Below are 12831 nucleotides of genomic sequence, written 5' to 3'. Positions count from 1 at the left end.
TGTCAGGCTTGGAGTTGAGGAACAGGAATGGTTCTGGCTGAGGAAGCTTCGGTTAAAGAAAGAAAAACTTCCTCCAGGTTTTGAGTGGTAAAGGACAGGCCGTAGACCAAAACCCCTTCCTGCACCAGCAGTTGATTGAGCGTGGCGGCTTCCTCTTTTTCCTGCACGGCCACACGCAATCTGCCGTGGGTTAGGGTTTCTACCGCATGTCCGTTCAGAAGCAATATCTCTTTTGCCAGTAAGGGGTTATCCACCTCTACCTCCATGGTTTTAGCTTGCAACGTAGCCTCCTGTAACTCCTGCACGCTTCCTTGAAAAGCCAATTGCCCCTGGTGGAGAATGGCCACGTGTGACACGGTTTTCTCAATCTCGCTTAGAAGGTGGCTGGAAAGAAAGATCGTTTTGCCGTGCTCCTGGTTCAACTCTTTCAGCAGCTCTCGCATTTCCCGGATGCCGCTTGGATCCAGTCCGTTGGTGGGTTCATCCAGGATCAACAGCTCGGGATCTGAAAGCAGCGCCAAGGCTATACCTAGCCGTTGGCACATGCCCAATGAATATTGCTTCACAGGCCGGTGGGCATCACGCTTTAGCCTTACTATCTCTAAAACATGCTCAATTTGCTTTTTCTCTGCCCCCAGCAATCTCCTGCCCACCTCCAAGTTTTCTCGGCCGGAAAGGTGCCGGTAGAGGCTGGGCGTTTCTATCAAGGCGCCTACCTTTTGCAGAAGCGGCACCCGGTGGGCTAGCAATTCTTGCCCAAATAACTGAACCTTGCCCGAGGAAGGTTTGAGCAGCCCCAACAACAACCGAATGGTGGTTGTTTTGCCCGCTCCGTTCGGCCCTAAGAAACCATAGATGCTGCCTTGGGGAATGTCCAGGTTCATATCCTTAAGGATTTCCAAGGGCCCGTACCGGTAGGTTAGTTTCTGGGTGGAGATAACAGGTTCTTTCATGGTCTGGCGGATAGGATAAACCAAAAGAACAGTTCCCCTTCTTCCGCCGCAACTAAACTATACCAATCCCTTAATAACTTGGACCAACCCGGGTTTTCTTCACCTTAACCTGTTCGTCGATACAATTGGCGGCTTGGTCTAAATCCTGCTATTTCTGTGACAGAAGCTCTTCTGAATGTTTAGTTTTGGGCTAGTTCTGGAAAAGAAATGAAAAAACACCTGCCTCTGCTGCTGCACATATTGTTATGGCTTGTTCTCCTTGGGTTCTCCCTCTGGATTCATTTCCGGGTAGATCAGAAACGGATTCCTTGGACCTGGGTAGCTTTGGATGTGGCGCAGACCTTCGCTTTTCACCTGGCTATTTTCTACTTCAACTGGTTTGTGCTGCTGCCCCGCCTTTTAGCCAAAGGCAAAGTGCTGGGGTATGCCTTGGCCGTGTTGGTTACCTTAGCAGCATTTACCACGGTTCGTGCGCCCATTGAGATTTTCCAGACCAAAAAAATAGCGACCAGAGACCCCAGAACGGCTCAGCAGATTGCCAAACACCCCACCAGCCTGAACTACAAGAACACCATGGTGCCGCTGTTGATTATGGGCTTGATGAACATTTTTCTCAGTTCTTCGCTTAAAGTAACCGGAGACTACCTGAAAAACGAACGGCGGCGCAAAGAACTGGAACTGCAGCATACCACCACCGAGCTGGAACTCCTGAAAGCCCAGGTAAACCCGCACTTCCTATTCAATACCCTAAACAACATCTATTCACTGGCGTATCAGAACGCTCCCTCTACCGCCGATGCCATCATGAAGCTCTCGCTTCTGCTCCGGTACCAACTCTATGAAACCAATACTCCGGTGGTCCCGCTTGCCCGGGAGTTGGATCATCTGGAGCATTTACTGGACCTGCACCGGCTCCGGCTCACCAACCCAGCTTTGCTAACCTTTGAGATAAAAGGCCCTATAAACGGCAGCTCTATTCCGCCCATGCTGCTGATGCCGCTGGTAGAAAACATGTTTAAACATGGCCTCACCTCCGCCCCCATGGAAGTGCACTTATCAGCAGAGAACGACAGCCTTACGTTCACCACCAAAAACAGGCTGAAGCCAAATACCAGGGAAAATGAAAGCTTCGGAGGCATTGGGCTTCAAAACCTAAAACGCCGGTTGGAGCTCCTCTACCCCGATGCTTATGCCTTCACCACCCACCAGCAGGACCAAGAGTTTATTGCCTCGCTTACCTTGAATAAGCTTACCTAAATACCTACTTTCACCCCATGCAACTGACCTGCCTCGCCATTGACGATGAACCCCTTGCGCTGGACATCATGCGCTCCTATATCAGCAAGATTCCTTTTCTAACCTTGGTCCAGACCTGCTCCAGTCCCTTAGAAGCCATGTCTATCTTGCAGCGCCAGCCTGTGGATCTTTTATTTCTGGACATTGAGATGCCCGAGATTACCGGGGTGCAGTTTGTGCAGTCGCTTTCCAACAAACCAGCCATCATCTTCACCACGGCCTACCCTCAGTATGCCTTGGATGGTTTCACCTTAGATGCTGTAGATTACCTGCTTAAGCCCATCCCCTTTGACCGTTTCTTTAAAGCGGTGAACAAGGTTTATGAACGCGCCCAGTTGCAATTGGCGCCGGTTCAGGTTACCGTTCCCACGCCCCACCAGGCAGACAATGAAGATTTTATCTTCGTGAAAGCTGACTACAAAACGTTACGGGTAAACCTGAAGGACATTCTCTTCATTGAAGGCCTCAAAGATTACGTGATCTTGCATACAATAACCCGCAAGATCATCACGCTTTTGTCCATGAACAAAATTATGGAGAAACTGCCGGAGCAGGAGTTCGCGCGGGTGCACCGCTCATACATTGTCTCTCTGGCACACATTGACAGCATTGAGAAAAGCCGCATCAAAATAAAGGAGCAGGAGATTCCCATAGGCGACAGCTACAAAGAGAACTTCATGCGCTGGGTGGAAAGCAAGAACCTTTAACTAGCTTGCACACGTACTAATTGCCTCCGGATTTAAACCTACTTTCCTGAAATCATACCAGAAAGAGGCCATTATTGGCTCTAATAACAAACGTTCGTCACCTCCTTAAACTGTTAAGCCAAATCAGTATCTTTGACGAATCTTTACAACATCAATTTATCTGACATGCAAGCATTAAGAGGAACAGGTGTGGCCTTGGTAACTCCTTTCAAAGCCGATCTTTCCGTAGACATAGAAGCCTTTGGCCGATTAATAGATTTTAATTTAGATAATGGCGTGGATTACCTAGTGGTGAATGGCACAACCGCTGAATCTGTGACCACCTCTCCAGAGGAAAAAGCCCAATTACTGGCCTTCGCGAAAGAACGCATTGCAGGACGCAAACCCTTGGTGTACGGGTTGGGTAGCAATGACACTAACTACGTGCTGGAACAATTTAAAAAAATTGATTTCACTGGCATTGACGCCATTCTTTCGGTTTGCCCTTACTATAACAAGCCCTCGCAGGAAGGTGTCTACCTACATTACACCGCCATCGCCGATGCTTCTCCGGTTCCGGTGATCCTGTACAACGTACCGGGCAGAACCGGCATTAACATGACGGCCGCCACTACTTTACGGTTGGCTCAGCATCCCAACATCATCGGCACCAAAGATGCCAGCGGCAACATGGAGCAATACATGGCCATTATTGAAGAGAAACAAGAGGGTTTTCTGGTGATCAGCGGCGATGACATGCATACTGTTCCCGTGATTGCAGTGGGTGGAGACGGCATCATCTCTGTTTTGGCCAATGCCTTTCCGGAGCGCTTCAGTCGCATGACCCGTCTGGCGTTGGAAGGAAACTTCCAAGAAGCCAGTGCCCTGCAACGCTCCTTCGGGAAGATCAACCCTTTGATGTACGAAGAAGCCAATCCGGTTGGGGTTAAATTGGCCTTGGAACTTGCGGGCATAAGCGCGCCTTTTGTTCGGTTGCCGTTAGCTCCTGCCTCTGCGGGCCTGGTAGCGCGCGTGAAAGAAGCGGCCGCCCCGCTTCTGGCGTAACTTTATCTTTTTTAGCCTTTTTCCGGAAAACAAATGAGAAAACCCTGGCTTCTTCTATGGATACTCTGCTTGTTGGTTTGCGCTAATGTACTGGCGCAAACCAAAACGGCCTCCTTGGGCGAAGCCACCGAGTTAACTACCGGAAAAGGTAGCCTAAGAGGGACTTTGCTCGCCCCTGCTTCTTCGGGCAAAATGCCCGTGGTGCTCATCATTTCTGGCTCCGGCCCCACTGACCGGGATGGGAACAACCCGGCCATGAAAAACAACAGCCTGAAAATGGTGGCCGAAGACCTGTTTACCCATGGCATCGCTACTCTCCGCTTTGATAAGCGAGGCATCGCAGAAAGCAAGGACACGGCCGTATCAGAGTTTGATCTCCGGTTTGACCATTACGTGCAGGACGCCGCCGCGTGGGTGCAGAAGTTAAAGCAGGATCCACGGTTCAGTAAAGTAGTGGTGCTGGGTCACAGCGAAGGTTCTCTGATTGGGATGATCGCTGCCCGCCAAGCCCAGGCCGATGGGTTTATTTCGATTGCGGGTGCGGGTCAGTCCGCTGACAAAGTCATTCGGCAACAATTGGAGATGCAGCCCAAGGTTGTCACCGATGCGGCTTTTCCAATCCTGGATCAGCTGGCGCAGGGGAAAGCGGTAATGGAGGTAAATCCCATGCTGGCCTCCTTGTTTAGACCCAGCGTGCAGCCATACCTCATCTCCTGGTTTAAGTATGATCCGCAGGCAGAGCTCAGAAAATTGAACGTGCCCGTTTTACTTGTTCAGGGAACCCAGGATTTGCAAGTAGGCTTAAACGAAGTCCAGCTGTTGGCCGCTGCGGCGCCAAAAAGCCAAATAGTGGAAATCAAGGACATGAACCATGTGCTGAAGGAAACTTCCTCAGATAGAAATGCTAACCTCAGCACGTACTCTAACCCTACTCTCCCGCTGGCTCCTCCGCTTATTCCTGCTCTAGTGACATTTGTACGGTCCATTAAGTAGCCTTATCAAAAAGCCGAAGCCCGTTTGAAAGTTGTTTTTAGTGGAACAACCTTTAAACGGGCTTCGGCTTTTCTGTTAATGGCCTAAGGTTACCAACCGCTGGTCAGCACATCGGTAATGTGCAGGACCTTGATGGGTTTGTTCTGCTTTTTGCTGTAAGCTTCTAAGTGCATGAGGCAACTGGTATCCGTGGAGACGATGTATTCGGCACCCGTGCTGAGGGCATTCTCCACCTTCTGCTCGGCCATGGCCACGGAGATAGATTCAAACTTAGCGGCGAACGTACCGCCAAACCCGCAGCAGGTCTCGGTTTCGCGCATCTCGGTAAGTTCCAGGCCTTGCACCATGCTTAGCAAGCGACGTGGTCCTTCTTTGATGCCGCACTCGCGCAGGGCGCTGCAAGAATCATGGTAGGTAACCTTGGCATCTAAGCGGGCGCCCGGAATCTGTTTTACCTGAAGCACATCGGTTAAGAACTCGGTTAATTCCAAAACCTTCCGTTCCATGGCCCGGTAGCGCACAAAGTTGGAAGAGGTCACAAAGAGGCTGGAGTAGGCGTTCCGGATCATGCCCACGCAGGAAGCGGAGGGTGCCACAATATAGTCGCTGTCTTCGGCGGAGAAATCTTCCAGGAATTTGTTGGCTACCTGGCCGCACTCCTTCTGAAAACCGGCATTGTAGGCGGGCTGCCCGCAGCAGGTTTGGTTTGTGTTATAGCGGACCTTGCAATCCAGCGACTCCAATAACTTCACCATGTTCCAAGCCGTCTGCGGAAACAGCTGGTCAATGAAACAGGGAATAAAAATATCTACTACCGGTTGTGGCATCTGGTTTAAAGCGAATGGAAAACGTGGGAAGCGGTGGCCAATGACCTGAAAAGCGCCTCCTGGTTCAAGCCCAAAGGTACGCCTTTCTCCTGTAAATAAGAGAGCATTTTCTCGGTGGGCATGTTGCCCACCAGATCGTCTTTGGCCATAGGGCAACCACCGTAACCCAGCAAAGCCCCGTCCATCCGGCGGCACCCACTCTCGTAAGCGGCTTCCACTTTCTCGCGCCAGGTAGTAGGGCTGGTATGCAGATGCGCCCCAAACTCAATGTGCGGAAAAGCCGGAATCAAGGTGGAGAAAAGCGACTGAATTGCGGCGGGGTTAGATACCCCTATAGTGTCTGACAAAGAAATGATCTTGATACCGAGCGCATCTAACTTTTGGGTCATCTCCCCTGCCAAGGCTGGCTCCCAAGGTTCTCCGTACGGATTGCCAAACCCCATGGATAGGTAAAGTACCAGTTCTTTGTTATGCTTCAGACATAGATCCTGCATTTGGGCCACTTCGTCCAAGGCCTCTGAGATGCTTTTGTTTGTATTGCGTTTCTGAAACTCTTCTGATAAAGAAAGCGGAAAACCAATGTACCGGATGGCGGCCTGCTCCACCGCTTGTTGAACACCCCGTACATTGGCCACAATCGCCAGTAACTTGGTAGTGGAAACAGAAGTATCTAATTGCGCCAGCACCTCTGCGGTGTCCCGCATCTGGGGGATGGCTTTTGGCGATACAAACGACCCAAAGTCCAAAGAGTCAAACCCCACCTCCAGCAAAGACTGCAGATAGCTTACCTTTAATTGCGTAGGCACAAATTCCGGCAAACCTTGCATGGCATCGCGGGGGCATTCAATTATTTTCATAGAGTTCTTATTTGCACAGGTTTCCTGGTCGGCAGGGTTCCTTTGTTTTGGTTTATATTTGCTTTTAGCCCTAGGCTGAAGCCCGGTTTGCCAACAATGGTTAGCTTGCCTCTTGTACTCTTTAACACTATCCTAGCCTATGGCCGCTCATGCCTCGCTGTTCACGTCTGATCCGGTGTTATTTCAATTGGTGTTGAACGCCCCGGAAATAAATGTATCACCCGTTTTCAGGCCGATTTACGAAGCCTTGTTCAGTTCGGTCATTTCCCAGCAACTATCGGTGAAAGCGGCCGCCACCATTAAAGCCCGGTTTCTGGCCTTGTTTCCGGAAAACTACCCAGATCCAAAGATAGTGCTTTCCATGGCTCCTGAGGAAATGCGAGAAGTGGGCTTGTCGCGCCAGAAAATAAGCTACCTCCAAAACATTGCCGAACACAAAGCCGCCGGTAACCTAGAGGATGAGCACCTGGCGCATTTACCGGATGAGGAACTCATTGAACAGCTCATTCGCATCAAAGGAATTGGCCGCTGGACCGCTGAGATGATCCTGATGTTTGCCCTGCACCGGCCCAATGTCATGCCCTTGGATGATCTGGGTATCTACAACGCGATGAAACGACTGTACGGTTTCGAAGAACCCATGAAAGCTGCCAAACCTAAGATGATTTTCCTCTCTGATAAGTGGCGCCCCAACCGGACGCTGGCTTGCAGGTACCTATGGCAATCGCTGGACAACACACCAGAAAGTAGTCCAGAGTCGTGATTCACTAGTTAGGAGGTGCTCGCCTTGAAATTCAGGTAAAAAGGTTTGCAGCGGTTTATTCCTAAACAAGCCTGAAACACTATCGTACCTTCTGCCTTTTGATAAGGTAGGCCTGCAACACCTTGTCTATGGGTTCACGCAAATCCACTGATACTAAGTCGATGCGGTTTTGGCCGCACCGCAGCTTGAGCTCATTCTTAAATTGCCGCATGGCTTTGACGTACTCTTCCCGTATCTCAGAAGGCTGCACTTTGATCTTCTCTCCGTTCTCCAGCCCATGGAACATGTACGGCTTATCCGGGAAATGGAATTCTTCCTCGGTTTCGGCGTGGGTGAGATGAAACAATAGAACTTCGTGCTGCTGGTGTCGCAAGTGCTGTAAAGCCAGGAATATCTCATCCAATTGCTCATACTGGCTCAGCAAATCGCTGAAAAGCACCACCAAGGAGCGTTTAGGTAACTGCTGCGCTATGTGGTGCAGCATGGAGGCGACCCGGGTTTCTTTCTGGGGCGGAGCCGGCTTCTGCAATTGCTGTTGTAAAGCCAGTAAAAGCGTATGCAAATGCGCACCCGTGGATTTGATGGGGGTTTGTAGCTCAATCTGGTCTGAGAAAGTGGTCAGGCCTACCGCATCGCGCTGTTTTTGTAAAAGCGTGGCCAAAGCCGCGGCGCTCAACACCGCGTAAGAAAGCTTCCCGAAGTTGTGGGTGGGGTAATACATAGAGCCTGACACATCCAGGATCAGCTGGCAGCGCAGGTTGGTTTCCTCCTCGTACCGTTTTACAAACAGTTTCTCGGTACGGGCAAAAACTTTCCAGTCCATGTGACGGGTACTTTCCCCGGAGTTATAAAGCCGATGCTCTGAGAACTCCACTGAAAACCCGTGGTAAGGCGATTTGTGCAACCCTGTGATAAATCCTTCTACCAACCGCTTAGCCAGGAACTCCAGGTTCTGAATATTGCGGACACTATCTATATCAACGGTTATTCTGCTCATGTACTTTTTTTCTCCACCTTCTTCCAGGAGAGGGCGGTTTCCCGGTCTACTCTGGTAAGTTTCACATTTCCAGAGCCGGACCGAACGATGCCTAGTTTCTGGGCTGCTTTTCTGGAAACATCAATGATGTAACGTGACTTGGCACTCATCCGGTCATTTACCCTAACCAAAACGCTCCGGCCGTTCTCCAGATTATGCACCTCTACATACGAATTGATGGGCAAGGTGGCGTGCGCGGCAGTCATTTCTTCGGGGTTATACCGTTCACCGCTGGTGGTTTTATGCCCGTTATGCGAGGTGGCGTAAAAAGTAGCTTTCCCCTTTTGTGGCGTTATTTCCGCAAAACTTGCCAAAGACAGTAGGCAGAGTACCAGGCAGAATAGGTTTTTTCTCATGTAGGTTTGTTCATTACAAACATTAGTACATTCTAATTTAACTATTAAAATTAACCTTAAAAATTTTTAGATATGAATCTGTTGCTTTAAATTGGCTACTTCAAATAAATAAGGAACCTTCAAGTTATGGTGGAAGAGAACAACGACAAAGCAGAAATCTACTCGCAGAGAGTAAGGGCAGGAAAGCGCACCTATTTCTTTGATGTGAAATCAACCCGCTCCAATGATTTTTATCTCACAATCACTGAGAGCAAGAGAAAATTCAAGGACGACAACTACTCTTACGAAAAGCACAAGATTTTCTTGTACAAAGAAGACTTTGCCAAGTTCATGGAAGCGTTGCAGGATACCGTTAACCATGTAAAAGGTGAGTTATTGTCTGAAGAGGCACTGGCGGAACTTGAGCGTTTAGATCATGCTCCCTCAGAAGCTGCGGTGGATGAAGAACTGAAGTGGGAATAGTTTCCCCTCTCAATTCTCCTCAAGCTCATGCCTCGCGTGAGCTTTTTTTACGCATGTTGTTTTCCATTCTTTGGTTGTTTTTAGAAAATAGCTAATAAGCTCATCTCTTGTTTACAGAGATATAGATAGGTTTTTAATGCATGGTGGATTGCTTTATTATTTACATTAAGATCTATCCTTTATGGTGTAAATTAGGTTGTAACTAAGTTTACCAGAGCATATAGATAAAAAAGCAAAAGGCACTGATTCTTCTATGATGTATCAGTGCCTTTTGCTTTTTGAATAAACCTAGATTCCTGTCGTGAAGTGGTCCTTTAATCTTACTCTCTTCCTTATGCGTTATAAACATTAAAAGGTCCATACTTTCTTATTGACTTAGAATCTATCCCTTTACTTATGTTCCTTCATCTTCCTAGTCAAACCAGAAACAAGTTCATGGAAGAAGTACTAACACTTTTATAAAGAGTTTCCTACTACCCTATTGCCTTGCCCTTACTATTTTCAAGGTGGTACCTTAAGATTGCGTATATTTGCACCCGCTTCTTAAAAACAGGCTTTGAACAGGAAAGACCTAGGTTGGAAGCGCAACCATCAACCTTGAATTTAGACCAACCTTATAAATATGGGACTTCGTTGTGGAATAGTGGGTTTGCCAAACGTGGGTAAATCTACGCTGTTCAATGCCTTGTCAAATGCCAAAGCCGAATCGGCTAACTACCCTTTCTGTACCATTGAACCCAACGTGGGCGTGATCACCGTGCCAGATGAGCGCCTTCAGGTGTTGGAAGAACTGGTGCACCCAGAGCGCGTGCTGCCTACCGTAATGGAATTCGTTGACATTGCCGGTCTGGTGAAAGGCGCCAGCAAAGGCGAAGGCTTGGGCAACAAGTTCCTGGCTAATATCCGGGAAGTAGATGCCATCATTCACGTGATTCGCTGCTTTGATGACCCAAACATTGTGCACGTAGCCGGTGGTGTTGACCCTGTGTTTGACAAAGACGTGATTGACACGGAGCTGCAGTTGAAAGACCTGGAGTCCATTGACAAGAAGATCGCCAAAGTAGAACGCACTGCAAAGTCTGGAGATGCTAAGGCTAAGAAGGAGTTCGCAAGCCTGCAGCGCTTCAAGCAGCACCTGGAAAGCGGCAAAAACGCCCGCTCTTTGGATTACACCGAAGAAGACCTGGAGGCGGTAGAAGACCTTCAGTTGCTCACTATTAAGCCGGTTATCTATGTAGCCAACGTAGACGAAGAGTCTATCCAGACGGGCAACAAGTTCCTGGATGCTTTGAAAGAGCACGTAAAAGAGGAAAATGCCCAGGTAGTGGTAATCTCCGCGGCCATTGAAGAGCAAATCGCTGATTTCACCGATCCGGATGAAAAAGCAATGTTTCTATCAGAATACGGTTTAAAGGAATCTGGCTTAAACCAGTTGATCAGAGCTTCCTATGCCCTATTGGATTTGATCACCTACTTCACAGCAGGGCCCAAAGAAGTGCGCGCCTGGACTATCCGGAAAGGCTGGAAAGCACCTCAGGCTGCTGGAGTAATCCATACAGATTTTGAGAAAGGCTTCATTCGGGCAGAGGTGATTAAGCTGAAAGATTACTCTGAATATAAGACCGAAGCCAAGATAAAAGAGGCCGGTAAAATGGCATTGGAAGGCAAAGATTATGTGGTGCAAGACGGGGATATCATGCACTTCCGGTTCAACGTATAATTGAATTCAAGTCCTATTTAGAAAAGGAGAGCCAAAAGCTCTCCTTTTTTATTATAAAAGCATATAAATATAGTTCAAAGCAACTATATCCCTTTTGGTAAGAAGATCAGCACTTATTTTAAAACTGAGTAGAATTATAAGAACTTTTATAAAAATTAATCGTCTGATTATTTGGGTGTTACTTAATATTAGAATTCCTTTTTATTCATTAAAGGCAACATTTTGGCGTAAAACCTGTAAATATGTGCAGAATACTATATTACTACTCTTTAAAACTATGAAAAAAACATTACTTAAAGCTTCTGTACTCGGCGCGTGGCTGCTGTCTATGGTTGCTCCATCAGAAACAATGGCTCAGTCCGCCGATAGACCTTGGGGATTATCTATCTACGCTAACGCTATCCAGGCTCGAACCAACGTTCGGAATGACATCTGGGACATGAGTAACTCATCATGGGGCGGGGGTTTAGGTATTAATCGCTATCTATCTCCTTCATTTGACGCAACCTTGCAGTTGAACTACTTCAACCTGAAGCAGGATGCCAACAACGTGACCTACAATGTGGTAGGATTTGGACCAGGACGTTTCGATGATGAAATTGGAACTGCTAACCTGGGTCTTAAATTGAAACTGAACAATGGCAAAATCCTGAGCGAAACCTCTTTCTTGCAGCCTTACCTGATTGCGGGTATTGGTGCTCAGTACGCCAGCGTAGAAGCCTACATGCCAGTACCAGCTGCCGGATCTCCAGGTGGAGTTCGTCAGGACAAGGTGTATGACGAAGGTATTCTTCGCATGAACTACATGGGTGGTGCCGGGATCGGTTTCAAAATCACTGAAGGAATCAGCCTGTTTGCGCAGTCTACCTTCAACTACCCTACCACTAACCTCATTGACGGTATCAAGCCAGCTGGTTCTGATGAGTTGAACGACCGTTACCTGCAACACTCTTTCGGGTTGACGTTTGGTCTAGGAAAAGCCACTGACACAGACGGTGACGGTGTTTCTGATCGTCGCGATAAATGCCCTGACACCCCAGCCGGCGTACAGGTTGACAAAACTGGTTGCCCACTGGATGGTGATGGTGACGGAGTTCCAGATTACCAAGACAAATGCCCTACTGAAGCTGGTACTGCTGCTCTTGAAGGCTGCCCAGACAGAGACAATGACGGTGTTCGTGATTCAGAAGATGAGTGCCCAGACCAAGCTGGTCCGGCTGCCACAAGAGGTTGCCCAGATGCAGATGGTGACGGTGTAGCTGACAAAAACGATACTTGCCCTAACACCCCAGCCGGTACTCGTGTAGACGCTAGCGGTTGCCCAGTAGTAGTTGACCGTGACAATGACGGTGTAAACGATGATGTTGACCGTTGCCCAGATGTTGCCGGTTCTGCCGCTAACATGGGTTGCCCAGGCTTAGACGCTGCTGACAGCACTTACATGGCCCGTGTTCCAAAAATTGAGTTTGAGTTCAACAGAGCTGTTCTGAAGAGAACTTCTTACCCAACTCTGGACAGAATGTCAAGCATGTTGGCGAAGTATCCGCACTACAACCTGCGTATCTCTGGCCACGCTGACCATATTGGTTCTAACGAGTACAACCAAGAGCTTTCAGTTCGCAGAGCTGATGCCGCTAAGTCTTATTTGACAAACCAAAAAGGTGTAGCTTCTGACCGTATCATCACCGAAGGTTTCGGGGAAGAGCGTCCAGTGGCACCAAACACGACCAATGCCGGTAGAGCTAGGAACCGCCGTGCAGAGTTCCGTCTCTTCATCCAATAACGGAGCCTGAAATTTGAACACAGAGAATGCCCGG

Annotated in this window: 13 protein-coding genes; 8 read left to right on the top strand and 5 right to left on the bottom strand. The window is 48.6% G+C overall.

Annotation, left to right across the window (positions count from 1 at the left end; all coding sequences use genetic code 11):
- Positions 1-2: 2 nt before the first annotated feature.
- Positions 3-953, bottom strand: coding sequence for an ABC transporter ATP-binding protein (locus ACW9SV_RS11565; RefSeq protein ID WP_479556923.1), 951 nt, complete (start codon positions 951-953; stop codon positions 3-5).
- A gap of 207 nt (positions 954-1160) precedes the next feature.
- Between ACW9SV_RS11565 and ACW9SV_RS11560 the strand changes: the two genes are divergently transcribed.
- The 4 genes from ACW9SV_RS11560 to ACW9SV_RS11545 all read left to right on the top strand — a co-directional run bounded on the left by ACW9SV_RS11560 (position 1161) and on the right by ACW9SV_RS11545 (position 4993).
- Positions 1161-2210: a sensor histidine kinase gene (locus tag ACW9SV_RS11560; RefSeq protein ID WP_479556922.1), complete on the top strand. Its 1050-nt coding sequence runs from the start codon at positions 1161-1163 to the stop codon at positions 2208-2210.
- 17 nt (positions 2211-2227) lie between these two features.
- Complete coding sequence (locus ACW9SV_RS11555; RefSeq protein WP_479556921.1) at positions 2228-2956, top strand: LytR/AlgR family response regulator transcription factor; 729 nt, start codon at positions 2228-2230, stop codon at positions 2954-2956.
- Between the two features lie 165 nt (positions 2957-3121).
- Positions 3122-4000: a 4-hydroxy-tetrahydrodipicolinate synthase gene (gene dapA, locus ACW9SV_RS11550; RefSeq protein ID WP_479556920.1), complete on the top strand. Its 879-nt coding sequence runs from the start codon at positions 3122-3124 to the stop codon at positions 3998-4000.
- Between the two features lie 33 nt (positions 4001-4033).
- On the top strand, positions 4034-4993 hold the full coding sequence (locus ACW9SV_RS11545; RefSeq protein ID WP_479556919.1) for an alpha/beta hydrolase: 960 nt from the start codon (positions 4034-4036) through the stop codon (positions 4991-4993).
- A gap of 89 nt (positions 4994-5082) precedes the next feature.
- On the opposite strand, the gene ACW9SV_RS11540 is transcribed toward ACW9SV_RS11545, so the two are convergent.
- Together ACW9SV_RS11540 and ACW9SV_RS11535 are read right to left on the bottom strand one after the other, a co-directional pair.
- Entirely contained in the window at positions 5083-5820 is a 738-nt protein-coding gene (locus ACW9SV_RS11540; RefSeq protein WP_479556918.1) for a (Fe-S)-binding protein, read from the bottom strand.
- Positions 5821-5825: 5 nt separating this feature from the next.
- Positions 5826-6677 (bottom strand): hydroxymethylglutaryl-CoA lyase, encoded by an 852-nt coding sequence (locus ACW9SV_RS11535; RefSeq protein WP_479556917.1) that lies wholly within the window; start codon positions 6675-6677, stop codon positions 5826-5828.
- 139 nt (positions 6678-6816) lie between these two features.
- Here ACW9SV_RS11535 and ACW9SV_RS11530 point away from each other — a divergent pair, with 139 nt between their 5' ends.
- Complete coding sequence (locus tag ACW9SV_RS11530; protein WP_479556916.1) at positions 6817-7440, top strand: DNA-3-methyladenine glycosylase family protein; 624 nt, start codon at positions 6817-6819, stop codon at positions 7438-7440.
- 79 nt (positions 7441-7519) lie between these two features.
- On the opposite strand, the gene ACW9SV_RS11525 is transcribed toward ACW9SV_RS11530, so the two are convergent.
- Both ACW9SV_RS11525 and ACW9SV_RS11520 read right to left on the bottom strand, forming a co-directional pair.
- The gene (locus ACW9SV_RS11525; protein WP_479556915.1) at positions 7520-8437 is read right to left on the bottom strand and encodes a DUF58 domain-containing protein; all 918 of its coding nucleotides are present in this window, start codon (positions 8435-8437) and stop codon (positions 7520-7522) included.
- Entirely contained in the window at positions 8434-8832 is a 399-nt protein-coding gene (locus tag ACW9SV_RS11520) for a septal ring lytic transglycosylase RlpA family protein (RefSeq protein ID WP_479556914.1), read from the bottom strand. Before ACW9SV_RS11520 ends, ACW9SV_RS11525 begins: the two co-directional genes overlap by 4 nt.
- Positions 8833-8961: 129 nt before the next feature.
- On the opposite strand from ACW9SV_RS11520, the gene ACW9SV_RS11515 reads away from it, so the two are divergent.
- The 3 genes from ACW9SV_RS11515 (at position 8962) to ACW9SV_RS11505 (ending at position 12797) form a co-directional block, all read left to right on the top strand.
- Positions 8962-9294 (top strand): DUF3276 family protein, encoded by a 333-nt coding sequence (locus ACW9SV_RS11515; RefSeq protein ID WP_479557382.1) that lies wholly within the window; start codon positions 8962-8964, stop codon positions 9292-9294.
- 622 nt (positions 9295-9916) lie between these two features.
- A complete protein-coding gene (gene ychF / locus ACW9SV_RS11510; RefSeq protein ID WP_479556913.1) occupies positions 9917-11014 on the top strand; it encodes a redox-regulated ATPase YchF in 1098 nt (365 codons plus the stop codon).
- 277 nt (positions 11015-11291) lie between these two features.
- On the top strand, positions 11292-12797 hold the full coding sequence (locus tag ACW9SV_RS11505) for an OmpA family protein (protein ID WP_479556912.1): 1506 nt from the start codon (positions 11292-11294) through the stop codon (positions 12795-12797).
- Positions 12798-12831: the final 34 nt, after the last annotated feature.

Source organism: Rufibacter sp. JT20002, assembly GCF_056491185.1.
The sequence above is the reverse complement of the archived record's forward strand: the minus strand, read 5'-3'. Positions and strand labels throughout refer to the sequence as shown.

Excerpts from the sequence above, each read along its gene's own strand:
- ACW9SV_RS11545 (WP_479556919.1), top strand. The coding sequence starts at position 4,034 with ATGAGAAAACCCTGGCTTCTTCTATGGATACTCTGCTTGTTGGTTTGC.
- ACW9SV_RS11555 (WP_479556921.1), top strand. The coding sequence starts at position 2,228 with ATGCAACTGACCTGCCTCGCCATTGACGATGAACCCCTTGCGCTGGAC.
- ACW9SV_RS11560 (WP_479556922.1), top strand. The coding sequence starts at position 1,161 with ATGAAAAAACACCTGCCTCTGCTGCTGCACATATTGTTATGGCTTGTT.
- ACW9SV_RS11525 (WP_479556915.1), bottom strand. The coding sequence starts at position 8,437 with ATGAGCAGAATAACCGTTGATATAGATAGTGTCCGCAATATTCAGAAC.
- ACW9SV_RS11520 (WP_479556914.1), bottom strand. The coding sequence starts at position 8,832 with ATGAGAAAAAACCTATTCTGCCTGGTACTCTGCCTACTGTCTTTGGCA.
- dapA (WP_479556920.1), top strand. The coding sequence starts at position 3,122 with ATGCAAGCATTAAGAGGAACAGGTGTGGCCTTGGTAACTCCTTTCAAA.
- ACW9SV_RS11565 (WP_479556923.1), bottom strand. The coding sequence starts at position 953 with ATGAAAGAACCTGTTATCTCCACCCAGAAACTAACCTACCGGTACGGG.
- ACW9SV_RS11530 (WP_479556916.1), top strand. The coding sequence starts at position 6,817 with ATGGCCGCTCATGCCTCGCTGTTCACGTCTGATCCGGTGTTATTTCAA.
- ychF (WP_479556913.1), top strand. The coding sequence starts at position 9,917 with ATGGGACTTCGTTGTGGAATAGTGGGTTTGCCAAACGTGGGTAAATCT.
- ACW9SV_RS11505 (WP_479556912.1), top strand. The coding sequence starts at position 11,292 with ATGAAAAAAACATTACTTAAAGCTTCTGTACTCGGCGCGTGGCTGCTG.
- ACW9SV_RS11540 (WP_479556918.1), bottom strand. The coding sequence starts at position 5,820 with ATGCCACAACCGGTAGTAGATATTTTTATTCCCTGTTTCATTGACCAG.
- ACW9SV_RS11535 (WP_479556917.1), bottom strand. The coding sequence starts at position 6,677 with ATGAAAATAATTGAATGCCCCCGCGATGCCATGCAAGGTTTGCCGGAA.